Genomic DNA, 23,334 nt, shown 5'->3' with positions numbered 1-23,334 from the left:
CCTTAACCTAGGCTAATTTGAACGTCAACGCCCGCAGCAAGGTCTAGACGCATTAGAGCATCAACAGTCTTGTCTGTTGGCTCAACGATGTCGATTAGACGCTTGTGAGTACGGATTTCGTACTGGTCACGTGCTTTCTTGTTAACGTGTGGAGAGATAAGAACTGTGAAACGCTCTTTACGAGTTGGCAGTGGGATTGGACCACGAACCTGTGCGCCAGTGCGCTTAGCTGTTTCAACGATTTCCGCTGTAGAAGCATCGATTAGTTTGTAATCGAAAGCTTTTAGGCGGATACGGATACGTTGGTTCTGCATGAGACAGAGCTCCAAATTTAATAAATTACACAAACAATATCGCCACTCAAACTCGTCAAGACGAGAGAATGCCGATTGATTTATGTGAAACCGTAGCATCCAAGATTAGGACGCATTGTCAGTTAATTTTCGATTAACTATCCCTATATGCCAAAGTCACCTTTGAGGATAGTTTTTCCGAAGAAAAGATAGCTAATTGTATTAACCGCGAACATAAGCTGAGTATACATTACCTCGCAAATCCTTAGATTTGCTCGCTCCTCACTGCTCATTGGTTCACAACTGGCTTAACCAGTGCGCTGCATTATACAGATCACACTTTAGGTTGCAAGCGCTGAGTGAAAAATAATCGGGAATATTCCAAACCCTATACATCCCTCTTCGCTTGGTAGCCATTAAACAAAAAGGACGCCGAAGCGTCCTTTTCTAAACTGTAATCGTAATAGCGGCTGCTATTATTTCTTACCGCTTGATAGTGCACCGAAACGCTTGTTGAAGCGATCAACACGGCCGCCTGTATCAACGATACGTTGCTTACCAGTGTAGAATGGGTGACACTTGTCACATACGTCTAGGTGGATAGACTCTTTACCTAGAGTAGAGTTGAACTCAAAAGAGTTGCCGCAAGAACAAGTCGCTTTTACTGCTTTGTATTCTGGGTGGATACCAGCTTTCATGGGATAACCTCAATAGTAGGCCGTGTCGCTATACGAATCTAAGCCGCACACCACACGCAATTAATAATAAAATGGGATACCGCATCAACTAATTGCCGAAGCCATATCTCAAGGCGCGATATAGTAAAGAATCACATTGCTCGGATCAACACATTTGGCAACTTTTTCGCCACTTTTTTAGCCAGACTAATCATAGAGGCACGATTCACGCTGAATCACATAGCTTTACTCGAATTTCCATACCGATTTTAATAGACTCTCATTTCCTTTCCCTCTTTTTAATAGCTAAGAATTTATGCGTCCAACCATTGCTAGAGTGGCATTACCCGTTCCGCTCGACAAACAATTTGATTACGCCATTCCGGGGCACCTGTTTCCGATCATTGGTGGACGCGTTTCCGTACCTTTTGGACGCCAAACCTTAGTCGGCATCGTCACCGCAATGGTGAACGACTCCGACTTTCCTAAAGATCAACTTAAGCCAATCAAAGCGGTATTAGACTCCCAACCGATATGGCCAGAGACGCTTTATTCTCTCCTAAATTGGTGCAGCCAGTTCTATCAGTACCCTCTAGGTGACACTCTACACAATGCAATGCCTGCCGCGCTGAGGAAAGGCAAGCCGGCTGACTTTGCAACGCTACAAGAATGGCAACTGACAGAAGCAGGAAGAAATAAGCTCATGCAAGGGCTTGGACGTGCAATAAAACAACAGCGTGCACTCCAAATGATGGTCAACGGCCCAACCTCGCATCAAGAGCTCTTGGATCAAGAAGTAAACTCAACCATCTTAAAAAACCTCGAAGAAAAAGGTTGGGTCGAGCGCATCGAGAAAAAGCCGGTTATTACGAAATGGAGTCAAAATGTAGAGTGTGCGGTAGAGAAACCAAAGCTTAACCACGAACAAGCACTCGCGATTGCCAGCGTAAATAGCCAAACGGGCTTTGCTTGCTATTTATTAGAAGGGGTCACGGGATCCGGTAAAACCGAAGTTTACTTAAACCTTATCAAGCCCGTTCTAGAGCAAGGGAAACAAGCATTAGTTTTAGTACCAGAGATCGGTCTAACGCCCCAAACCATCAACCGCTTTAAGCATCGATTTAATGTCCCGGTAGATGTGATTCATTCCGGTTTGAATGAAACAGAGCGTTTGAACGCCTGGTTATCGGCTCGCGATAAAGCCGCGGGGATCATCATTGGTACGCGCTCAGCCCTACTGACACCTTTTGCTGATTTGGGGATTATTATCGTTGATGAAGAGCATGACTCCTCTTATAAGCAACAAGACAGCTTGCGTTACCACGCTCGTGATGTTGCTGTCATGCGCGCCCATAAAGAGCAAGTGCCGATTGTCCTTGGCTCAGCGACGCCAGCGTTAGAAACCCTACATAATGCACTGTCTGGTAAATATCACCATTTAACACTCACCCAACGAGCTGGCTCTGCCGTACCAACCACCAATAAAGTGTTAGATGTAAAAGGTCAGTATTTAGAAAGTGGCTTATCCGCCCAACTGATTGCCGAAATGCGCAAACACTTAAAAATGGGCAATCAGGTTATGTTGTTTCTTAACCGCCGAGGTTTCTCGCCCGCTTTGATGTGCCATGAATGTGGTTGGATTGCAGAATGTAAACGCTGTGATGCGTACTATACGTTCCACCATTACAGCAACGAAATACGCTGCCATCACTGTGGTTCACAACAACCTGTCATTCATCAGTGTCAGGGGTGTGGTTCAACTCAACTGGTTACCGTCGGCGTAGGAACGGAACAGCTCGAACAACAATTGGCTCAGTTGTTTCCAGAATACAAAGCCATTCGCATCGACAGAGACAGCACACGTCGCAAAGGTAGCTTGGAAGATGCCCTTGAGTCGATTCGTAAAGGTGAATACCAAATACTGATAGGCACTCAAATGCTGGCTAAGGGGCACCACTTTCCAAATGTAACGCTCGTAGCTCTTTTGGATGTTGATGGCTCTTTGTATAGTAGTGATTTTCGCGCTTCGGAGCGATTAGCTCAGCTGTTTATTCAGGTCGCAGGTCGTGCTGGCCGAGCAAGTAAACCTGGCGAAGTGATCCTGCAAACTCACCATCCTGAGCACAGCTTGCTGCAAGCCCTACTTCAAAAAGACTATCGTCACTTTGCTATGACAGCTCTGGAAGAACGCAAACTGGCTCAGCTTCCGCCTTATAGTTTCTTGACTCTGTTTAAAGCAGAAGCAAACCAAAGTGAGGTAGTTGAAGACTTCCTGCGTCAGGTTCGCTTTACGTTAGAATCACACCCTCTGTTCGATGATTCCTGCATGGTGTTAGGCCCCACTCCTTCACCTTTGGCCAAGCGGGCTGGTAAATACCGCTGGCAGCTGTTACTTCAAACCCAGCATCGTTCATTGATGCAAAAGTTATTAACCAGTGCCAAACCTGCTATTGAGTTGTTGCCAAATGCCAAGAAAGTTCGCTGGAATTTAGACATAGAGCCACAAGATCTCAGCTAGCAAACGTTTAACTATGTAATGAATTACCATTTAATGTGACGAGCATCACGACGGGATTGCAATTTTTGTTAAACAGACCGTAACTTTCACTTTAGAAATGAATAGACTATCCAAATTAGAAAAGTCTAAAGTGACTTGTTCGCACAGGCTTAGATTAAAACAATGACTATTCCCACAAATTGATGTCGCAGTGAAGAATCCATTTTTCCACTTGTTAACACGAACTGAGCGAAGAGCAAACGCTGCTCTAACTCAGCGTGATTACTATGATTTCAAACCGGAATAACGTCATCTTGGCAAAAAATAAACGAGAGGTTAAAAACTATGGCGACAATGAAGGATGTTGCCCAGCTTGCGGGAGTGTCTACGGCTACGGTATCTCGAGCATTAATGAACCCAGAGAAGGTCTCTTCTTCAACGAGAAAAAGAGTAGAAGATGCCGTACTTGAAGCGGGTTATTCTCCAAACTCATTAGCGCGTAACTTACGTAGAAACGAATCAAAAACCATTGTCACTATCGTTCCCGACATCTGTGATCCTTATTTTTCTGAAATTATTCGCGGCATTGAAGATGCTGCCATGGAACATGGCTATCTAGTCCTGCTGGGCGATAGCGGACAACAGAAGAAACGCGAAAGTTCTTTCGTTAACCTCGTATTTACTAAGCAGGCGGATGGAATGCTACTGCTTGGCACAGATCTACCGTTCGATGTCAGTAAGCCAGAACAAAAGAACTTACCTCCGATGGTAATGGCGTGTGAGTTTGCGCCAGAGTTAGAACTTCCGACAGTACATATTGACAACCTGACCTCAGCATTTGAAGCGGTGAATTACCTAACCCAACTAGGTCATAAACGCATCGCGCAAATCTCGGGGCCAGATACGGCAATATTGTGTCAGTTCCGCCAGCAAGGTTATCAACAAGCCTTGCGCCGTGCAGGCATCAATAAAGATCCTCAATATAGTGTCATTACTGAGTTCTCTTTTGATGGCGGAGCAAAAGCCGTTCGTAAACTGCTCGAATTGCCTGAGCCACCAACGGCTATTTTCTGTCACTGTGACACAATGGCCATCGGCGCAATTCAAGAAGCGAAAAAGCTTGGCTTACGAGTACCGCAAGATCTCTCTGTTGTGGGCTTTGATGACATTAACTTCGCTCAGTACTGCGATCCACCGTTGACCACTATCTCTCAGCCTCGCTATGAGATTGGTCGACAAGCGATGCTAATGATGCTTGAGATGTTAAAAGGACACGACGTGCATTCAGGCTCGCGCCTACTTGAAACTAACCTCGTCATTCGCGGAAGTGCAGCGCCACCACAACGCCCTTAACCTAAAAATTAAGTATCCATACCCAAAGCGGTGCTAAGGCGCCGCTTTTTATTTACCCCATCTGCTTTTTGTTTATCCCGCACAAATATAAGCTCGAACGGAAACACACTCCGACGTTGTCGCGCTTTAGCTATCAAGATTCTATCAATAGGGTGTTTTCTCAACTCGTTCTGGATTAACATATTTGCAAGAATCCTTGATGACCAGAAATAACCGTGGCAAATAGAGATTATGTAAGACGGGGGCGAGGTGCCCCAAAAAAGTCGACAAAAAAACAACCGCCGAGAAGAAAAAAACCTTGGCGTAGTGGCCTGCTCGCTATCTTGCTTGTGGGCGGTTTTGGCTATGGCCTTTACCTTTTGAGTAGCGACCCAGAACCAAAACCACCTGTCGTGAAACAGCCAACAACCACTGTGAGCAAACCAAAGCCGAAAAAAGATTTGCCGCCACCACCAGAAGAAAAGTGGGAATATGTCGAGTCACTACCGAAACGTGAAGTTGAAGTTGTGGCCAAAGAAATTGAAGTTTCTAAGATTCCTTACATTATGCAATGTGGCGCTTATAAAACCCAGACGCAAGCAGAAGAGCGCAAGATTGCAATCGCGTTCCAAGGGATGTCGAGCAAGATTCGTAAGAAAGAAGGCAGTTCATGGTATCGCGTGGTGCTAGGTCCGTATAAGTTCAAACGTGATGCAGAACGTGACCGTCATAAACTGCAACGCGCGAAAATCGAGCCATGTGCGATTTGGAAAGAAAATCTTTAAACTCAGGCCCTAGGAGCTAAGATCCTAGGGCCTTTCTTTTTGCCCCCTTGAATCCCCATTTCCCCTCCCCCATATACTGAATTAAATCCAAAGAGAAATAATCAAGAGGTCGACTGTGACTACCATTGTATCTGTACGTCGAAATAATAAAGTCGTCATCGCGGGTGATGGCCAAGTATCTCTAGGCAATACTGTAATGAAAGGTAATGCGCGCAAAGTTCGCCGCCTATACAACAACCAAGTACTAGCGGGCTTTGCCGGCGGTACTGCGGATGCCTTCACCCTTTTTGAGCGCTTCGAAAGCAAGCTGCAAATGCACCAAGGCCACCTAACTAAGGCTGCGGTTGAGCTAGCCAAAGACTGGCGTAGCGATCGTGCTCTGCGCAAGCTCGAAGCCTTGCTTGCCGTTGCCGACGAAACCGCATCGTTAATCATTACCGGTAATGGTGATGTCGTACAGCCAGAACACGACCTGATTGCGATTGGCTCTGGTGGTGCTTACGCACAAGCTGCAGCAACCGCCCTACTAGAAAACACAGATCTAGATGCTCGTGAGATCGCGGAAAAAGCCCTCAATATCGCGGGTGATATTTGTGTCTTCACTAACCATCACCACACGGTAGAAGAGCTAGACTCAACAATAGAGCCTGAAAAACCAACCGCGTAATCGTAACGAAGTAAGGAAAGAATATGTCTGAAATGACGCCTCGCGAAATCGTTCATGAATTGAACCGCCACATTATCGGTCAAGAAAAAGCCAAGCGTTCGGTTGCGATTGCACTTCGTAACCGCTGGCGCCGTATGCAGCTTGAAGAAAGCTTGCGTGCCGAAGTGACGCCAAAAAACATTTTGATGATTGGTCCTACTGGTGTTGGTAAGACTGAAATCGCACGCCGCCTAGCAAAACTGGCAAATGCACCATTCATCAAAGTTGAAGCAACAAAATTCACAGAAGTGGGTTACGTTGGTAAAGAAGTTGAAACCATCATCCGTGACCTGACTGATGTCGCGGTAAAAATGACGCATCAACAAGCGATGGAAAAAGTAAAATTCCGCGCTGAAGAGCAAGCGGAAGAACGCATTCTTGATGCGCTACTGCCACCAGCACGTGATAGCTGGGGTCAAGCAGAGCAAACGGAAGAGTCTTCTCACACTCGCCAGATTTTCCGTAAAAAATTGCGTGAAGGCCAACTAGACGATAAAGAAATTGAAATCGACGTAGCGGCACCACAAATGGGCGTAGAGATCATGGCGCCCCCAGGTATGGAAGAGATGACCAACCAGCTGCAAGGCATGTTCCAAAACCTAGCTGGCGATACTAAGAAAAAGCGAAAGCTGAAAATCAAAGACGCAATGAAAGCGTTAGCGGAAGAAGAAGCGGCGAAACTGGTTAACCAAGAAGAGCTAAAAGAAGCAGCGATTTTCAACGTTGAAAACAACGGCATCGTATTTATCGATGAGATCGACAAGATCTGTAAACGCGGTGAGAGCTCAGGCCCAGACGTTTCACGCGAAGGTGTTCAGCGCGACCTGCTTCCATTGATTGAAGGCAGCACGGTATCAACCAAGCACGGCATGGTAAAAACAGACCACATTCTGTTTGTTGCATCTGGTGCATTCCAAGTGGCAAAACCATCTGACTTGATCCCAGAATTGCAAGGTCGTCTACCAATTCGCGTTGAGCTAGAAGCACTAAGCAGCAACGACTTCAAACGCATTCTGACAGAGCCAAAAGCCTCTCTAACAGAGCAGTACGTTGCGTTGATGAAAACGGAAGATGTGGACATCGAGTTCACAGAAGATGGCATCACGCAAATCGCGGAAGCGGCATGGACGGTCAACGAAAGCACAGAAAACATCGGTGCTCGTCGCTTACACACCGTTATGGAACGCTTAATGGATGAAATCTCTTACGACGCAGCGGAGCAATCTGGCGCGAAGTTTGTTATCGATGCCGCTTATGTGAAAGAGCGCCTAGGCGACACGATTGAAGATGAAGATCTAAGCCGCTTTATTCTTTAAGCGCAATCTATCCCACCAAAGCCCAGAACCTTGTTTCTGGGCTTTTTGTTTAGAATGACGATTACTGTGACAACACCTAAATCAATAGGTCTGGCCATTCTAGCGAGCTCAAGCGAGACTAAGAATCTGCTAACAGCAGACGCCTATTCTTTCCAACTCACCTTCACCACTGCACAACCGGACGATAGATTCTGACTCACACTCGTTCCTCGCTGTTCAGAATGACGGTGACTTTAATAAACTCTAAATCGAAAGAACTCGTCATTCTAGCGAGCTCAAGCGAGACTAAGAATCTAGTAGCAGCACACCCTATTCTTTCCAGCTCACCTTAACCACCGCACAATCGGACGATTGATTCTGAATCACACTCGTTCCTCGTTGTTCAGAATGGCGGTTACTTTGACAACAGCTAAATCAAAAGATCTCGTCATTCTAGCGAGCTCCAGCGAGACTAAGAATCTAATAGCAGCGTTCTCCGCACCTTCACTTTCCAAAAAGAGTGCTATTTTATCGCCTCAAATATCGAAACTGCTTTCCTTCTCCTTCACCCTTTGACTTTTAGTTGAGTTGTTTTAGGTCAATAGCGTATCTGCCTCTTTGTGCTTATACTGGGCACATTGGTTACTAGCACGAAATTTCCATGAAACAATCTTTACAGATCTGGCTTGAAGCCGCTCGCCCAAAAACACTACCTCTGGCGTTAGTCTCTATCTTAACGGGTAGCGTACTCGCCTACTCGGCGGGTCATTTTTCACTGACAATTGCCATCATGGCTTTCGTAACCGCGACGTTGCTGCAAATTCTATCCAACCTGGCGAACGACTATGGTGATGCCGTTCAAGGTACAGATAACGACAAACGCCTTGGCCCATTACGAGCGATGCAGTCTGGCGCAGTAAGTGCGAAACAGATGAAACAGGCAATTATCTTTAACATCGTTCTGACCGCTATTTCTGGCTTAGTGTTAGTTTTCTATTCACTAAGCTCACTGGAAAGCATTGTGACGTTTATCGGGCTGGGAATTTTAGCCATCCTCGCGGCGATTGCTTACACCATGGGTAGCAAACCATACGGTTACGTGGGGCTTGGCGATATTTCAGTTTTCTTGTTTTTTGGTTTACTCGGCGTATCCGGTACCTATTTCTTGCATACTGGTCACGTAGATACCACGCTATTCTTACCTGCTCTAGGCTGCGGTTTACTCGCCGTTGCAGTACTCAACATCAACAATATGCGTGATATCGAGAACGACCGAGAGTGTGGTAAACGCACGGTCGCAGTGCGTTTGGGTCAACGCAAAGCCAAGCAGTACCACTTTGTTTTACTTGGCGGCGCTATTCTTGCCTTTGCGGCTTACTTGTTAATTCAAGACAAACCCGTTTGGATTAGCTTGCCATTTTTACTTAGTATTTATTTCGTGGCCGATCATGGTAAAGCGGTTTGGCATACACAAAAGCCCGCTCAGATAGCACCAATGATGCCAGTCATCGTGAAATGTTCTTTAGTCACCAACGTTTTGTTTGCAACAATTGTGGTAGCTCAAACTCTAGTAAGTTAAAAAAGGATTGTCATTGCATTGACTTAATGCCTAGATATACTCAAAGACAACCAATTTCTGTTTAGAAAGGTACGCTATGGAATACAATACCTCAGCACTCTGTGATATCTACCTCGATCAGGTAGATGTGGTTGAACCAATGTTCAGTAATTTTGGCGGTCGCGCTTCATTTGCCGGGCAAATCACCACCATCAAGTGTTTTGAAGATAATTCGTTGATCCGCGAGACATTAGAGCAAGATGGACTTGGTCGCGTTTTGTTAATTGACGGTGGCGGTTCCCTACGTAAAGCCCTTATCGATGCAGAAATCGCAACTATTGCGGAAGAAAACGAGTGGGAAGGCATTGTCGTTTACGGCTGTGTTCGTGAAGTAGATGAACTTGAAGATATGAACTTAGGCATTCAAGCCCTCGCTTCTATTCCTGTTGGAGCGACCAGCCAGGGTATCGGCGAATTAGATGTACCAGTCAACTTTGGCGGCGTCAGCTTCTTACCTGAAGATTATATTTATGCTGATAGCACTGGGATCATCCTGTCGCCTGAGCCATTGAATATTGATTTAGAGTTGGATGAAGAAGAATAACAGGTCTTAGGTACCTAAGTTATAGGACCTTGTCTTGGCTATCAGCATCGAGCTTGTCCTAACGATTTTCAACTTGCCCAAAACACAAACACCCGCTTAACGCGGGTGTTTTTAATTTGGAATGAAGAAGCCGGATTATTCCACTTCGTCCATTTTGCCAAGTAGTGCACGAATGCGCTCTTGCCATTGTGCGTGCTCTTGCTGTGCTTGTTGTGCTTTTTGCTCTAGCTCTTCTCGTTGAGAGCGAAGCTCGTTCGCTTCTTCCGCAAGTTTTGCTTTATCTTCTTTCAGCTCTTCGACTTCCATCTGAAGAAGAGTGATTGTGTCAACTGCAGTTTGAATTTTAGATTCTAGTTGTTCTAGTACTTCAAAAGACATCTTGGCCTACCTATGTTATTCCGTTGGGACGATGTGCGAGATTGATGCACACCTAACCTATATAAGGTTCATTCTACTCAGCGTCGCGATGAGAAACACTCACTATATTCGATATTTCGCATCATTCGGTCAAAAAATCGGCGCAATCTCACTAAACGCTGACTTTTCTTATCGCCGAAGCATTTTTGAGCAAGGATTTTGCCTCCCGCCACGCTGAAAATCGCCCTAAGTATTGATCAAATTCAAGTTAGATAAAGTAAAAGCTCCGCAAAAAGGCAAACGTTTACCCTACGTTGTGATAGAATCGCCGCGCAAATTCTTCTTCCCTCTTGCTTACTTGGAGACATCATGAAACGCGATTTAGCAATGGCATTTTCCCGTGTGACTGAAGGTGCAGCTTTGGCTGGTTACAAATGGCTTGGCCGTGGCGATAAAAATGCAGCCGATGGCGCAGCTGTTGAAGTTATGCGCACCCTACTGAACAAAACAGATATCAGTGGTGAAATTGTCATTGGTGAGGGTGAAATCGATGATGCGCCAATGCTATACATTGGTGAGCAAGTGGGTATTGGTGGTGATGAAGTAGATATTGCAGTCGACCCGATTGAAGGGACGCGTATGACGGCAATGGGACAATCAAACGCACTAGCCGTACTTGCCGCAGGTGAGAAAGGCAGCTTTCTTAAAGCGCCAGATATGTACATGGAAAAACTGGTTGCTGGCCCTGGTGCAAAAGGCGTGATTGACTTAGAAAAGCCGTTAAAAGAGAACCTAGAGAACGTAGCAAAAGCCCTGAACAAACCACTTGATACCTTAGTCGTTATTACCCTTGCGAAACCTCGCCACGATGACGTTATTGCAGAAATGCAAGCAATGGGCGTACGTGTCTTTGCGGTGCCTGATGGTGACGTGGCTGCCTCTATTCTGACTTGTATGCCAGACAGTGAAGTGGACATGATGTACTGTATTGGCGGCGCGCCAGAAGGGGTCGTCTCAGCCGCGGTGATTCGAGCGCTAGACGGTGACATGCACGGTCGTTTACTTCCGCGTCACGAAGTAAAAGGCGATACTGAAGAAAACCGCATTTACGGCGCAGACGAACTAAAACGCTGCGATGAAATGGGCGTAAAAGCGAATGTTGTCCTCAAAATGGAAGACATGGCACGCAGCGACAACGTGGTATTCTCAGCAACAGGCATCACTAAAGGTGACTTACTAGAAGGCATCTCTCGCCAAGGCAATATCGCAACCACAGAAACGCTTCTCGTGCGTGGTCGATGCCGTACTATTCGTCGCATTAAGTCGACTCACTACCTAGATCGTAAAGATCCAGAAGTGCGTGATATTATTCTTTAAGCATTGTGTGAGGCTCTCGCTCAATCTGAGTGTGAGCCTTTCTTTCCGCACAACCAAGCAATAGATTCTGAATCACACTCGTTTCTCGTTGTTCAGAATGACGGTGACTTTAATAAGCTCTAAATAAAAAGAGCTCGTCATTCTAGCGAGCTCCAGCGAGACTAAGAATCTAGTAGCAACAAGCTCCTATTCTTTCCTGCTCGCCTTAACCGCTGCACAATCGGACGATAGATTCTGAATCACCTCGTTCCTCGCTGTTCAGAATGACGACGTATATTGGCTCATATGAACATAGCCCTTACAAATCCACACTCAAATTAAGTCAACACTTTTCTTTACTAACCCTATCGCGCATAATATGTACTGACGTATAAATGGTGGGTATATGAAGACCGTAGATAGGATATTGCAAATCGTTAAGCGTGATGGTTCCGTCACTGCAAAACAACTCTCTTCTGAGCTAGGTATGACAACCATGGGGGCTCGTCAGCACCTGCAGAGTTTAGAAGATGATGGCATCCTGTCTATTCATGACGTCAAAGTCAAAGTGGGTCGCCCCGCTCGCCATTGGTCTCTCACTCAAAAAGGTCATGAGCAATTTGCTGATCGTCACGGTGAGTTGACCATTCAATTTATAGAAGCTGTCGAACATATCTTTGGCAAAGATGGACTGGAAAAAGTCACATCAGAAAGGGAAAAACTCACATTACAAAGTTATCGGCAGCATCTTGAGCAATGCGACTCTCTGCAAAGCAAACTAGAAACACTCGTCACATTAAGAGAGCAAGAAGGCTATATGGCAGAGCTTGAGCAAGATGAGAACGGATTTATCTTGATCGAAAATCACTGCCCGATTTGTAAAGCCGCAACTCGCTGCCCAAGCTTGTGCCAATCAGAATTAAGTGTCTTTCAGTCTTTACTTGGACGTGACACCAAAGTAGAGCGTACCGAACACATCATTAGCGGCCAACGACGCTGCGTTTACCGCATCCAACAACTGCAGTAACCACCACAACCCAACATCGACATGTCGCACTTATTCAATCTCAAGCTTGAAAGCTTCTCTTATAAGTGAGACGGCTGAAGAATTCATCCTCTCACCTCTTTCTAGTGGTATAGGCTTTTAGTAACTAAAGGCAATTTCCATAAGGATTTGGAGAGCATCGATGTCTACTCTACGTCACTACTCTTCTCAAACGCTTCCGCCATTCGATGAAATGGTTCGAATGGCAGAGCGAGATCCAGAAGCTTTTGAGCAATTTCGTCATGAAATGGCAAAAGAGATGATCGAAAGCGCATCAGAAAATATGCAAGAAAGACTGTGGGCTCAGCAAAGCCACATCGATAGGGTCATCAGCACGTGTAAAAACCCTCATCACACCAATGTGGTATTGATGAACGAATTACAAAAACAGGTCGTGAAGTTCAGAGCGGCGCTACAAGGGGAAACGACACCGACTCAAAAAGCGGATGTGGTTAGCTTAAATGCGTTTAAAGATAGGGATGAGTTTTACTGATACTCAGCAGACAGCTCGAGAAAGTTAGGATTCGTTTCTCTTACCAAGTCTAACTTCTATTTACGCTTCCACGGCTTGAGCTGCTTCTCTCGGGTTATGGCAGTTGCCATATCTTCGAATAACTCAAAGTAAACGAGCTTATGAACGTTGTATTTCTTGGTAAATCCCTCAACTACTCCGTTTTTATGCTGCCATATTCTTTGAGGCAGCTGACTGGTAACACCAATGTAAAGAACGGCGTTGTTGTTTGACGTTAGGATATAAACGCAAGGTGTCCTATCGATGATTCATTCTCCTTCATGATTCGCTGTTACTTTTCCATTGTAATTCAATCGCTCAGTTCAAACTCGGAGCGCTCTGTGCGTAGATTCTGAATCACACTCGTCCCTCGCTGTTCAGAATGACGGTTCTATTTAATAAGAGAAAGTCGTCATTCTAGCGAGCCTTAGCGAGACTACGAATCGCGTAACAACAAGCTCCTATTCTTTTGCTCTCTCACCTTAGCCACTGCTCAACCGGACGGTAAATTCTTAATCACACTCTTACCTCGTTGTTCAGGATGACGGTGGGTTTAACAGCCTCTAAATCAAAAGAGTCCGTCATTCTAGCGAGCTACAGCGAGACTAAGAATCAAGTAACAGCAAACTCCTATTCTTTCCCTCTCACCTTAGCCACTGCTCAAGCGGACGATAGATTCTGAATCACGCTCGTACCTCGTTGTTCAGAATGACGGGTACAATAGCAAGCTCTAGATCAAAAAAGCTCGTCATTCTAGCTAGCTCCAGCGAGGCTAAGAATCAAGTAACAGCAAACTCCTATTCTTTCCCACTCACCTTAGCTACTGCTCAAGCGGACGATAGATTCTGAATCACGCTCGTACCTCGTTGTTCAGAATGACCGTCACTATAGCAAGCTCTAGATCAAAGGAGTTCGTCATTCTAGCGAGCTCCAGCGAGACTAAGAATCAAGTAACAGCAAACTCCTATTCTTTCCCACTCACCTTAGCTACTGCTCAAGCGGACGATAGGTTCTGAATCACGCTCGTACCTCGTTGTTCAGAATGACCGTCACTATAGCAAGCTCTAGATCAAAGGAGTTCGTCATTCTAGCGAGCCTCAGCGAGACTAAGAATCTACTTTCAGCGAGCACGTTACTTAAAGCGATTACTCCGGCTCAGGGCCATATTGGTTTGGTCCTGATGTTCCTTTTAAGAAGCCACATTCAACTAGAATCCATAAACCACAAATCAGAGAAATGGATGCAACGAACATTTGCGGTGTCGACGGCTCTTGTGCAACAGGGCTAGTCATTGGCGTAGCGATTCGTCCGATAATCAGCGGAATATTCAGTGCTAGCCAATAGATTGATTTGTTGCGGTCATGCCAACGCTTGGTGGTGATCGCCAAATCAGGGATTAACAAAATCACCAAGAAAATGGGGAGAAGTAAATAGGAGAAAGTAGGAAATAGCTTACTGATTCCAGCACCAAAACCTAGAATAGAGACATAATAAATGACGTTCCAAATCCAGTAGGTTTTACGGTTTATACGTCCTTGAAAAGAAAACAGTAACTCTTTAGTCGACATCAAATTTCACCCCAAAATAGAAAGGTTATAGATTAGCCGAGTCGATATGGTTTGGAAAGTACACCTGCAGTGTAAGCGCCAACAACGCCGTTATAACAAGCAGAGCGAGACTAAGCTCAAGCAACGATAAACGCTCGATAAGGTCTATTAGCTTTCAGCTCCCTTGCATCTCACGATGCTTAACCCTGCCCGCTACTCTCAAGAAACTCGGTTCAACCTAATTCACTACCTTCTGGAAGCTGTCTACGTCCATGTCTCGGATGTTGACCGTTAAGCTGTGCACGTGACTGGCTTGCTCTTGAAGAGTCGCCATCAAGGCTCGTGACAGTTCTCTCTTCTGCTCTTGGGAACGGCCAGATAACAAATCAAAGTTGATATGGATAAAGTCGAGGCTATCGCCCTCTTCCCCAATTAACCAATTGTGGCACCTGAGCGTTCTAGACTTCACTGACGCGAGTTCAAAAAGGCCACTCTCTAACGCCGTTTGATGTAAGTCCTCCAGCAACCCCTGAACATTGACACGTTCTTCCACCGAGTTTGAATACTCTAAAACGAGATTTGGCATTTTGATTCCTTTCTACAACAATTAATTCCAGCGCGTAGTAATACCAATCTCAGCAGCAATTTCCGAGGAATGAACTATCATTCTGTCTACGTGATCACCAATCGATTGCTTTTGACAAAAATAACAGGATCGATGCTTGGTCGAATCAGTAAAGAAAGCCGGACAAGACATGACGCCAATCATGATCTGTTCACATTATTCTGTTATATTCCTACGTAGATTTTTTACATTAATTGACTATTTACATTAAAGATAAGGGAGATATTCCTATGCGTCGTCCTGTAGTGATGGGTAACTGGAAACTAAACGGCAGCAAAGCAATGGTAACTGAGCTGCTAACTGGTCTTAACGCTGAGCTTGAAGGCGTTGAAGGTGTTGACGTCGCAGTCGCTCCACCAGCACTTTACATCGACCTAGCAGAGCGAGTAATCGCTGAAGGCGGTAACAAGATCATCCTAGGAGCTCAAAACACTGACCTAAACAACAGCGGTGCGTTCACTGGCGATATGTCTCCAGAAATGCTGAAAGATTTCGGTGCTACTCACATCATCATCGGTCACTCAGAGCGTCGTGAATACCACAACGAATCTGACGAGTTCATCGCGAAGAAATTCAACTTCCTAAAAGAAAACGGCCTAACTCCTGTTTTCTGTATCGGTGAATCTGAAGCGCAAAACGAAGCTGGCGAAACTGAAGCTGTATGTGCACGCCAAATCAACGCAGTTATCGACACTTACGGTGTTGAAGCTCTAAACGGCGCAATCATCGCTTACGAACCAATCTGGGCTATCGGTACTGGTAAAGCAGCAACCGCTGAAGATGCACAACGCATCCACGCTTCTATCCGCGCACTTATCGCTGCGAAAGACGAAGCAGTTGCAGCACAAGTAATCATCCAATACGGTGGTTCTGTTAAGCCAGAAAACGCTGAAGCTTACTTCTCGCAACCAGACATCGACGGTGCTCTAGTTGGCGGCGCTTCTCTAGACGCGAAAAGCTTCGCAGCAATCGCTAAAGCAGCGGCAGCAGCTAAAGCTTAATTTCGCTTTTTATTAAGCAGAAATAACAAAGGGATGCATCACGCATCCCTTTTTGTTTGTGTATTAGCTGACACACGATCATCGTAACTAAAGTCTAATCACTACCAAATAGGTCTCGCGTGTAAACCTTATCAGCAACATCAGCAAGTTCTTCAACCATACGGTTAGAAACAATCACATCTGCACTTTGTTTAAACTCATTCAGATCGTTGATTACACGTGAGTTAAAGAATTCATCCTCCTGAAGTACTGGCTCATACACCACGACTTCAATACCTTTTGCCTTAATGCGCTTCATGATGCCTTGGATTGAAGAAGCTCGGAAATTATCCGAGCCGGCTTTCATTATCAAACGGTAGATCCCAACAACTTTAGGTTCTCGTTTGAGAATAGACTCAGCAATAAAGTCTTTACGAGTTCGATTGGCTTCCACTATGGCCCCAATAATACTGTTTGGGACATCTTGATAGTTTGCACGAAGTTGCTTGGTATCTTTTGGCAGACAATAACCGCCATATCCAAACGAAGGGTTGTTGTAGTGGTTACCTATACGCGGGTCCAAGCCAACACCTTCTATAATTTGGCGAGAATCAAGATTATGTGCCTCAGCGTAAGAGTCTAGCTCATTGAAATAAGCTACGCGCATCGCAAGGTAAGTATTTGAGAATAACTTAACCGCTTCTGCTTCTGTAGAGTCAGTAAACAGGACTGGGATATCTTCTTTTATCGCTCCTTCAACGAGAAGGTTGGCGAATGTCTCAGCACGCGCACTGCGCTCACCAACAATAATACGAGAAGGATACAAGTTATCATAAAGTGCTTTGCCTTCGCGAAGAAACTCTGGCGAGAAAATAATGTTTTCACAACCAAACTCTTGCTTAATACGTGCAGTGTAGCCCACAGGTACCGTAGATTTAATCACCATGACTGCGTTCGGATTAATGGTCATCACGTCCTTAATTACCGCTTCAACAGAAGCAGTATTAAAGTAGTTGGTTTGTGGGTCATAATCCGTTGGCGTTGCTATAACAACAAAATCGGCCCCTTTGTAGGCAAACGCTTTATCCGTGGTAGCAGTAAAGTCTAGTTTTCTATTAGAAAGAAAATCTTCAATTTCTTTATCTACAATAGGTGAGCATTTGTTGTTAAGCAGCTCAACTTTTTTTTCTATAATATCAAGTGCAACAACTTGGTGGTTTTGGGCTAACAACATCGCATTAGAGAGCCCGACATACCCCGTACCGGCAACCGCTATTTTCATTCCAATACCCTAATCTTTAGTTCTTATATCAGAATATCAATAGTTTTAATTTTTGGATAGTGAAACAATATTGTGCAACCTAAGCTTCATACATTAGAAAATAAAAAAGCGGCTCATTGGCCGCTTTTTGCACATCGTATTACTCTATGGGTTTAGTCTAACTGAGTTGATAGGTAACGCAGGTAGGCATTACGTAAGCGAATCTTATTCTCTTCAAAGTAATCACTACCATAGCGACCACGGTTGAAGTAACGACGTAGCATGCTGTTGTCCATGATAAGCTCATCACCTTGCCCATCACTTAAGTAATTCACATCATTGCCTACTCGTGTCATCACATTAAAGTCATAGGCCTCGTTGCCTCTAACCTGCAACAAACCAGGAGACATATCGCGCCAAGGTGTTAATGGTAGCTTGACTGAAACAGCCACAAACTGCTCTTCATCAGTATCTTTGTACTTAGTAACCTGATAAGTGGCGGAAACCTCAATATCCTCAAACCAATGAGAGGTTGTTAGCTTGGCACCGACATCACCCCGCCAAAACTCACCCGCTGTCGCGTTAAACTGCCAATCCCATTCAGGCATTGAGAAAGTATAGCGAGCTAGCGAAGTTTGACGATCGAGAGTCTCGTAGCCATTTTCATCTTTCTCATCGACATGCTGGAAATAACTCATTTCTAAGCTAAAGGCATGCGCACCGGACTGAGAGAACCATGTTGATTCACTTCTCGCGCCAATATAATCTGTTTTCGCCAAACCGACGGATACTTGGTTCGCGATATCGACATAAGGCAAACGGAAGAATTGATGCAACATTGCGCGCTCGATATCATTCTCGTACGCGCTATCCTCAAAGTATCCCCATTTTTCATAATCGTCACTTTCTGCTAACGGCAGAATATGGCGAACATCGACAGCGGCACCAGGCCAAAGATACGTATATAAGTTGCTCGACATGGCAAAGGAGTAGTCATAGACCCCAAACTCTGTCGCAACGGCATGGCGAACCATAGGTGAAAAAACAAGTTGAGAGTCTAGTACACCGCTATTTACGCGCTCTGTTTTCCAATTAACCAGCTCAAGTTTCTCGGCTAAATCTCGTGTTGTGAACTTAATATCCTCGCACGCAGCAGAACCATTGATAAAACTTTGATAACAAGACGAATTCGCTTGCACACTAACAACAGGCTTTTGGTTTGCGAGCATAATTAGCTCAATGCGCTCCGACTCACCGCCCACTTCTGATACGGCATTTTGACCTAGGTGGCTAGAGATGATCCCTATCGCAACACCTAAACCGTCAACCTGGTTATGGTTATAACGACGGTTTTCTAGCGCAACTACCGTCGTTTGGTTCAACAGACCGATTTGAATATTCACAAAACCTTCATTACGAAGCGTGCTCACCAAAGCAGAGATAGAAGCCTCTTTGGCTTTCTTCTGCTCCAAAGACAGCCTTTCCATCAACGTGACATTATTGCGAGAGTAATCGCGAGAACGCGTGTACCCGGTGACTAACGGTACTGAAAGTGCTGCGTTCCAGATATTTTGCTCATCTGTATTGTGGCCTGAATATAGCTGATAACTTAGCGAAGCTGTCACATCATAAGGCAGTGTGCCTTGTGGGGTAAAAAGTTTCACCGATGAGTTGAACTCCACAGCATCGTATTCACCACTGACCTGTAAAAAGCTCAATGGTTGATACTCAATACCACCGAATGGGCCGTCCATCACACCCAACTCGATATCAGAGAGCCCGTAACCTGCCGACACTCGAACTGGAGCAAAGTCGAAAGAGTAGTCCGCGACCGCATATTTAGTACTGAACTGGTTACCAGCCCCTCCCAAGTCCTGAATACCCAAAGCAAAGTCTAGATTCTCCGCCCCCCAAAAGTTAGGAACCTGATATTTGAAAGACATCGATAAATCACGAATGTCTCCACAATCGTAAAAACAGTTTGAGGTGTAATCATCAGTGACAATTCTTCCGTGGGCCTCTAACCCCTCAAGCATGCCAAACGAAAACTTAAGAGAATCCAAATCTTGAACTGCCGTTCGAAATGGCAAGCCTTGCGCATACGTAAATGAAAAGTCACCATAGTTTAACGACTGCGCATTAGGCGTAAAAGTTAAACCTGTAAAGCTTTGGTTGGAAGGTAACGTTTCCAACTCGTGAGCGGTAAGGGAGGTACTTACCAGTAGCGGCAGCGATAATGCTGCTATCCCTGTTTTTATCGTTTTCTGTGCCATCAGTTTTAGCCACTGTTAATGTATTGAATACAGAAAAAGGCACTCAGAAGTGCCTTTTTGAGATTGCAATATGCCGATACTGGGCTCGTCATAGGTAAATCTCCACAACGAGCATCACGAAAGCATATCTTATTAATTTTTCTATTATTTACCAATCAAATAAAAGCATCAAGTTTCACTTGCATTACTTTGCTTTGGTTCAAAAGTATATAACTCCGCAGTGCGAGTATTTTGCTTCCATACAAGATCTTCAATGCCATCTACTGGGTTAAAACCTGTAGGGGCCTCGAGCAGTAAACGACGAATCACTTCGTGTTGGAAGTTGTGGCAAGCAACATCGAGCTTGTCGATCAAGGTCTCATACTCTTTCAATGGCAAGTAACTTTCTTTGGCTGTCATAATGCGAGCATGTGCCGTTTCGGAAACATTATCATCCCCAATCAACAGCTCTTCATATAACTTCTCTCCAGGCCTCAAACCTGTGAAGAGAATTTCTATATCGCCATGAGGATTGTTTTTATCTTTGACTTCAAGGCCGGATAAGTAAACCAAATTCTTCGCTAGATCGACAATCTTAACAGGCTCCCCCATATCGAGAACAAATACATCGCCACCTTTACCCATTGCCCCAGCTTGAATGACCAACTGAGCAGCTTCCGGGATCGTCATAAAGTATCGCGTAATATCTTTATGGGTAACCGTAATAGGCTCTCGCTTTTCAATTTGTCTTTTGAATACAGGAATTACCGAACCTGACGAACCCAGTACATTACCAAAGCGCACCATACAAAAGCGCGTGCCAAGATTTGGGTTACCCTCACGAATTCGATTTTGTTGCTCCGCCAACGCTTGTAAACCCAACTCAGCCATGCGTTTAGTCGCACCCATCACGTTCGTTGGTCTAACGGCTTTATCAGTAGAAATGAGAACGAAATTCTTCACACCAGCATCAATCGCGGCTTGTGCGGTGTAGTAAGTGCCAAATACATTGTTTCGCACCCCCTCAACAACGTTGTACTCCACAAGCGGAACATGTTTGTACGCCGCGGCATGGTAAACCGTGTCCACTTCAAACGCCTTCATGGTGGTTTCTAAGCGATTTTGTCGCTGTACAGAGCCAACTAGAGGCACGACTACAATGTTTAACTTCTTAGCCTTGATGATTTGGCTTAGCTCACTGTGAACCTGATACAAGGCAAACTCAGACAGCTCAAATAAGATCAATGACTTTGGTGAGTAGTTCAAAATCTGACGACATAACTCAGAACCAATTGAGCCACCAGCTCCCGTCACCATGACCACTTGGTTCTTGATGTTTGCTTCCATTAATACTTGTTGCGGCTGAACAGGATCACGACCTAACAAATCACCAATCGGAACCTCTTTCAGTTCATCAATTTTCGCCTTACCCGTAAGGATATCTTTCATATCAGGAACGGTTTGGATTTCAACCGGAAGTTTAGAGATTCGATCCAAAACCTCCTTACGGCGTTTATTCGAAGCGCTAGGAATGGCAAGTAAGATTTTTTTCACTTCATGCTTTCTGATCGCCTTTATCGCATTATCTGCGGTATAGACTCGATAACCCATTAACATTGTGTTTTGCAGGGTTTTATCTTCATCCACAAAGCCGATAACTCGGTAGGTTTCTGATTGTCGCAGCGCAAACGCAAGCTCACGACCAGCACTACCTGCACCATAAATGAGGACTGGATCTCCGGCCTTATGTACCGATTGAGCAACCAAACTTCTTACTAACAGACGGCTAGTCCCTACCCCTATTGCTAGAAAAGCGGCATAAATAAAAGGAATCGAGCGTGGTAATTGAGCATCGAATGCGAAAGCAAAACTGGCCACACAAAGCGCAGATAAAATAGTACCCAACCCGACGACTGCCAGCACATGAAAGCCTAAATAGCGTAATACTGCTCGGTAGAGGCCAAACGCGACAAAGACAGCAAGGGTACAAACAACGGTGGCAAGCAATACGTTGTGACTGCTTGTATCTGGAAGTGGACGGAACTCACCGATGCGAGACCAATAAGCAAACATAAAAGCAGCAGAGATAATAAAGAAATCCACTCCGATACTAATAAGGCGCTTTTGATATCTCGGTAAAGACCAAATGACGTTAAGTTTGGAATTATTTTCAATCATGACAGTATGTAAGCCTCATTACCCCAAGTTTATTTTTTAAGAGTTTGGTGGTAATGCTAGTTAATGTTATGAGATAGCCTGAGCAAAGATTATACAACCTGATGATTATGTATAGAACCATTATTTGCATATTATCTCGCTGCATCGCATCTTTTAAGCAATATGCGTAACAGACGTTTTACATTTTTCATCAAGTGGTGGGACGCATTGGTAGGAAAAAATTATAGATAACGATGCGTTAAGGCATTGTTATTTATGCATCCCACTCAGACTGAACGGGTTTACTTCTGCGCCTCTAACAACACTTCACGGATCACGCAGCTGGTTTTAGCCACTTCTTCTGGTGTTAATGTCGGATGGACCAAAAACATCAAACTGGTTTCACCTAACTGCACCGCATTTGGTAGGCGTTTTTCTGGTCGCCATGGCGTATTATCAAATGCTTTTTCTAAATACACCTCAGAACAGCTCCCCTGATAAGCCGGAACGCCACGTTCTACAATGGTTTCCACAATGCGATCTCTGGTCCAGCCCTCTGCCAAATGTTTAGGCTCAACAAATAGGTAGTGTTTGTATTCTGCGTGCTGCGAATGCTCAGGCACGTGAACACGGCGAACGATATTGAGATCTGCAACCGCCTCATCGATTTGTGCCGCATTGGCTTGACGTTTTGCCGTCCATTCTGACATGCGAGCCAATTGAATACGACCAACCACGGCTTGTAGCTCAGTCATACGCCAGTTGGTTCCAAAGCTGTCGTGCAACCAGCGAAAGCCCGGTGGATGTTGACGGTTATAAATCGCGTCATAGTTTTTACCATGATCTTTGTAAGACCACATTTTTGACCACAAATCTTTATCATTCGTGGTCACCATGCCACCTTCACCGCCTGTAGTCATGATCTTATCTTGACAGAATGACCAAGCACCAATGTGACCAATTGTGCCAACACTACGATCTTTGTATTTTGCGCCATGTGCTTGGGCACAATCTTCAATAACAAAAAAACCATGTTTTTCTGAAAGTGCCATAATGGCATCCATTTCTGCAGGCATGCCAGCTAAATGAACAACGATGACTGCTTTCGTCTTAGGGGTTAGCACCGCTTCAATTGACTCTACCGTGATGGCTTGGCTATTGAGATCCACATCCGCGAACACAGGGTTGGCGCCAGCCGTAACAATAGAAGACGCAGAAGCAAGAAACGTTCTAGGCGTCGTAATGACCTCGTCCCCTTCACCAATCGCTAACGCTTTAAGCGCGACATCGAGTGCAAGGGTACCATTGCTTAGTGCAATAGCATGATCACATCCAATCCAAGCTGCGAATTCTTTTTCGAACTCACGACACTCACTACCCGTCCAGTAGTTTACTTTGTTTGACAGTAGTACACGACTAACTGCGTCGGCTTCTTCTTGAGTAAAAGAAGGCCATGGAGAAAATGGAGTATTAAGCACGATGTCACCTAAATAAAA

21 protein-coding genes are annotated in these 23,334 nt (G+C 45.0%); 11 read left to right on the top strand and 10 right to left on the bottom strand.

Annotated features, from left to right (window positions below):
- Window positions 1–2: 2 nt before the first annotated feature.
- Both rpsJ and rpmE read right to left on the bottom strand, forming a co-directional pair.
- Window positions 3–314 carry a 30S ribosomal protein S10 gene (gene rpsJ, locus NB463_RS06225; RefSeq protein WP_004410492.1) on the bottom strand — a complete coding sequence of 104 codons (312 nt, stop codon included), beginning with the start codon at window positions 312–314 and terminating at the stop codon, window positions 3–5.
- Window positions 315–769: 455 nt separating this feature from the next.
- On the bottom strand, window positions 770–991 hold the full coding sequence (rpmE, locus tag NB463_RS06220) for a 50S ribosomal protein L31 (RefSeq protein WP_005379546.1): 222 nt from the start codon (window positions 989–991) through the stop codon (window positions 770–772).
- A 295-nt stretch (window positions 992–1,286) separates the two neighbouring features.
- On the opposite strand from rpmE, the gene priA reads away from it, so the two are divergent.
- The 7 genes from priA (at window position 1,287) to rraA (ending at window position 9,747) form a co-directional block, all read left to right on the top strand.
- On the top strand, window positions 1,287–3,488 hold the full coding sequence (gene priA / locus NB463_RS06215) for a primosomal protein N' (RefSeq protein WP_258432523.1): 2,202 nt from the start codon (window positions 1,287–1,289) through the stop codon (window positions 3,486–3,488).
- A 303-nt stretch (window positions 3,489–3,791) separates the two neighbouring features.
- A complete protein-coding gene (gene cytR, locus NB463_RS06210; protein WP_254901949.1) occupies window positions 3,792–4,820 on the top strand; it encodes a DNA-binding transcriptional regulator CytR in 1,029 nt (342 codons plus the stop codon).
- 215 nt (window positions 4,821–5,035) lie between these two features.
- Window positions 5,036–5,584 (top strand): cell division protein FtsN, encoded by a 549-nt coding sequence (gene ftsN, locus NB463_RS06205; protein WP_258432524.1) that lies wholly within the window; start codon window positions 5,036–5,038, stop codon window positions 5,582–5,584.
- Between the two features lie 115 nt (window positions 5,585–5,699).
- The gene (hslV, locus tag NB463_RS06200; RefSeq protein ID WP_033905999.1) at window positions 5,700–6,251 is read left to right on the top strand and encodes an ATP-dependent protease subunit HslV; all 552 of its coding nucleotides are present in this window, start codon (window positions 5,700–5,702) and stop codon (window positions 6,249–6,251) included.
- A 23-nt stretch (window positions 6,252–6,274) separates the two neighbouring features.
- Window positions 6,275–7,606 carry an HslU--HslV peptidase ATPase subunit gene (hslU, locus tag NB463_RS06195; protein ID WP_006742475.1) on the top strand — a complete coding sequence of 444 codons (1,332 nt, stop codon included), beginning with the start codon at window positions 6,275–6,277 and terminating at the stop codon, window positions 7,604–7,606.
- Between the two features lie 640 nt (window positions 7,607–8,246).
- On the top strand, window positions 8,247–9,164 hold the full coding sequence (locus tag NB463_RS06190) for a 1,4-dihydroxy-2-naphthoate polyprenyltransferase (protein ID WP_005397953.1): 918 nt from the start codon (window positions 8,247–8,249) through the stop codon (window positions 9,162–9,164).
- 76 nt (window positions 9,165–9,240) lie between these two features.
- On the top strand, window positions 9,241–9,747 hold the full coding sequence (gene rraA, locus NB463_RS06185) for a ribonuclease E activity regulator RraA (RefSeq protein ID WP_005397954.1): 507 nt from the start codon (window positions 9,241–9,243) through the stop codon (window positions 9,745–9,747).
- 135 nt (window positions 9,748–9,882) lie between these two features.
- On the opposite strand, the gene zapB is transcribed toward rraA, so the two are convergent.
- Entirely contained in the window at window positions 9,883–10,125 is a 243-nt protein-coding gene (zapB, locus tag NB463_RS06180; protein ID WP_005379536.1) for a cell division protein ZapB, read from the bottom strand.
- A gap of 348 nt (window positions 10,126–10,473) precedes the next feature.
- On the opposite strand from zapB, the gene glpX reads away from it, so the two are divergent.
- From glpX to NB463_RS06165, 3 genes are all read left to right on the top strand, one after another.
- Entirely contained in the window at window positions 10,474–11,481 is a 1,008-nt protein-coding gene (gene glpX, locus NB463_RS06175) for a class II fructose-bisphosphatase (protein ID WP_145473306.1), read from the top strand.
- A 385-nt stretch (window positions 11,482–11,866) separates the two neighbouring features.
- Window positions 11,867–12,487 (top strand): helix-turn-helix transcriptional regulator, encoded by a 621-nt coding sequence (locus tag NB463_RS06170; protein WP_203342939.1) that lies wholly within the window; start codon window positions 11,867–11,869, stop codon window positions 12,485–12,487.
- A 160-nt stretch (window positions 12,488–12,647) separates the two neighbouring features.
- Window positions 12,648–12,998 (top strand): DUF3135 domain-containing protein, encoded by a 351-nt coding sequence (locus NB463_RS06165; protein ID WP_134647685.1) that lies wholly within the window; start codon window positions 12,648–12,650, stop codon window positions 12,996–12,998.
- A gap of 56 nt (window positions 12,999–13,054) precedes the next feature.
- Here NB463_RS06165 and NB463_RS06160 read toward each other — a convergent pair whose 3' ends face one another.
- From NB463_RS06160 to NB463_RS06150, 3 genes are all read right to left on the bottom strand, one after another.
- On the bottom strand, window positions 13,055–13,258 hold the full coding sequence (locus tag NB463_RS06160) for a GIY-YIG nuclease family protein (RefSeq protein ID WP_405054852.1): 204 nt from the start codon (window positions 13,256–13,258) through the stop codon (window positions 13,055–13,057).
- A gap of 903 nt (window positions 13,259–14,161) precedes the next feature.
- Window positions 14,162–14,584, bottom strand: a complete 423-nt coding sequence (locus tag NB463_RS06155; RefSeq protein ID WP_258432525.1) for a DUF805 domain-containing protein — start codon at window positions 14,582–14,584, stop codon at window positions 14,162–14,164.
- Between the two features lie 217 nt (window positions 14,585–14,801).
- On the bottom strand, window positions 14,802–15,149 hold the full coding sequence (locus NB463_RS06150; protein ID WP_258432526.1) for a 5-carboxymethyl-2-hydroxymuconate Delta-isomerase: 348 nt from the start codon (window positions 15,147–15,149) through the stop codon (window positions 14,802–14,804).
- A gap of 269 nt (window positions 15,150–15,418) precedes the next feature.
- Here NB463_RS06150 and tpiA point away from each other — a divergent pair, with 269 nt between their 5' ends.
- The gene (gene tpiA / locus NB463_RS06145; RefSeq protein WP_025501099.1) at window positions 15,419–16,189 is read left to right on the top strand and encodes a triose-phosphate isomerase; all 771 of its coding nucleotides are present in this window, start codon (window positions 15,419–15,421) and stop codon (window positions 16,187–16,189) included.
- Window positions 16,190–16,283: 94 nt separating this feature from the next.
- Here the strand turns inward: tpiA and NB463_RS06140 are convergent, their stop codons facing one another.
- From NB463_RS06140 to NB463_RS06125, 4 genes are all read right to left on the bottom strand, one after another.
- The gene (locus tag NB463_RS06140) at window positions 16,284–17,450 is read right to left on the bottom strand and encodes a nucleotide sugar dehydrogenase (protein WP_258432527.1); all 1,167 of its coding nucleotides are present in this window, start codon (window positions 17,448–17,450) and stop codon (window positions 16,284–16,286) included.
- Window positions 17,451–17,602: 152 nt separating this feature from the next.
- Window positions 17,603–19,702, bottom strand: coding sequence for a YjbH domain-containing protein (locus tag NB463_RS06135; RefSeq protein WP_258432528.1), 2,100 nt, complete (start codon window positions 19,700–19,702; stop codon window positions 17,603–17,605).
- A gap of 168 nt (window positions 19,703–19,870) precedes the next feature.
- The gene (locus tag NB463_RS06130) at window positions 19,871–21,859 is read right to left on the bottom strand and encodes a polysaccharide biosynthesis protein (protein WP_258432529.1); all 1,989 of its coding nucleotides are present in this window, start codon (window positions 21,857–21,859) and stop codon (window positions 19,871–19,873) included.
- A gap of 281 nt (window positions 21,860–22,140) precedes the next feature.
- Window positions 22,141–23,316, bottom strand: coding sequence for a DegT/DnrJ/EryC1/StrS family aminotransferase (locus NB463_RS06125; protein ID WP_258432530.1), 1,176 nt, complete (start codon window positions 23,314–23,316; stop codon window positions 22,141–22,143).
- Window positions 23,317–23,334: the final 18 nt, after the last annotated feature.

This window comes from Vibrio sp. RM-41-2B (assembly GCF_024744415.1).
GTDB lineage: Bacteria > Pseudomonadota > Gammaproteobacteria > Enterobacterales > Vibrionaceae > Vibrio > Vibrio diabolicus.
Note: the sequence above shows the minus strand (reverse complement) of the source record. Positions and strands in the feature narration are given on the sequence as shown.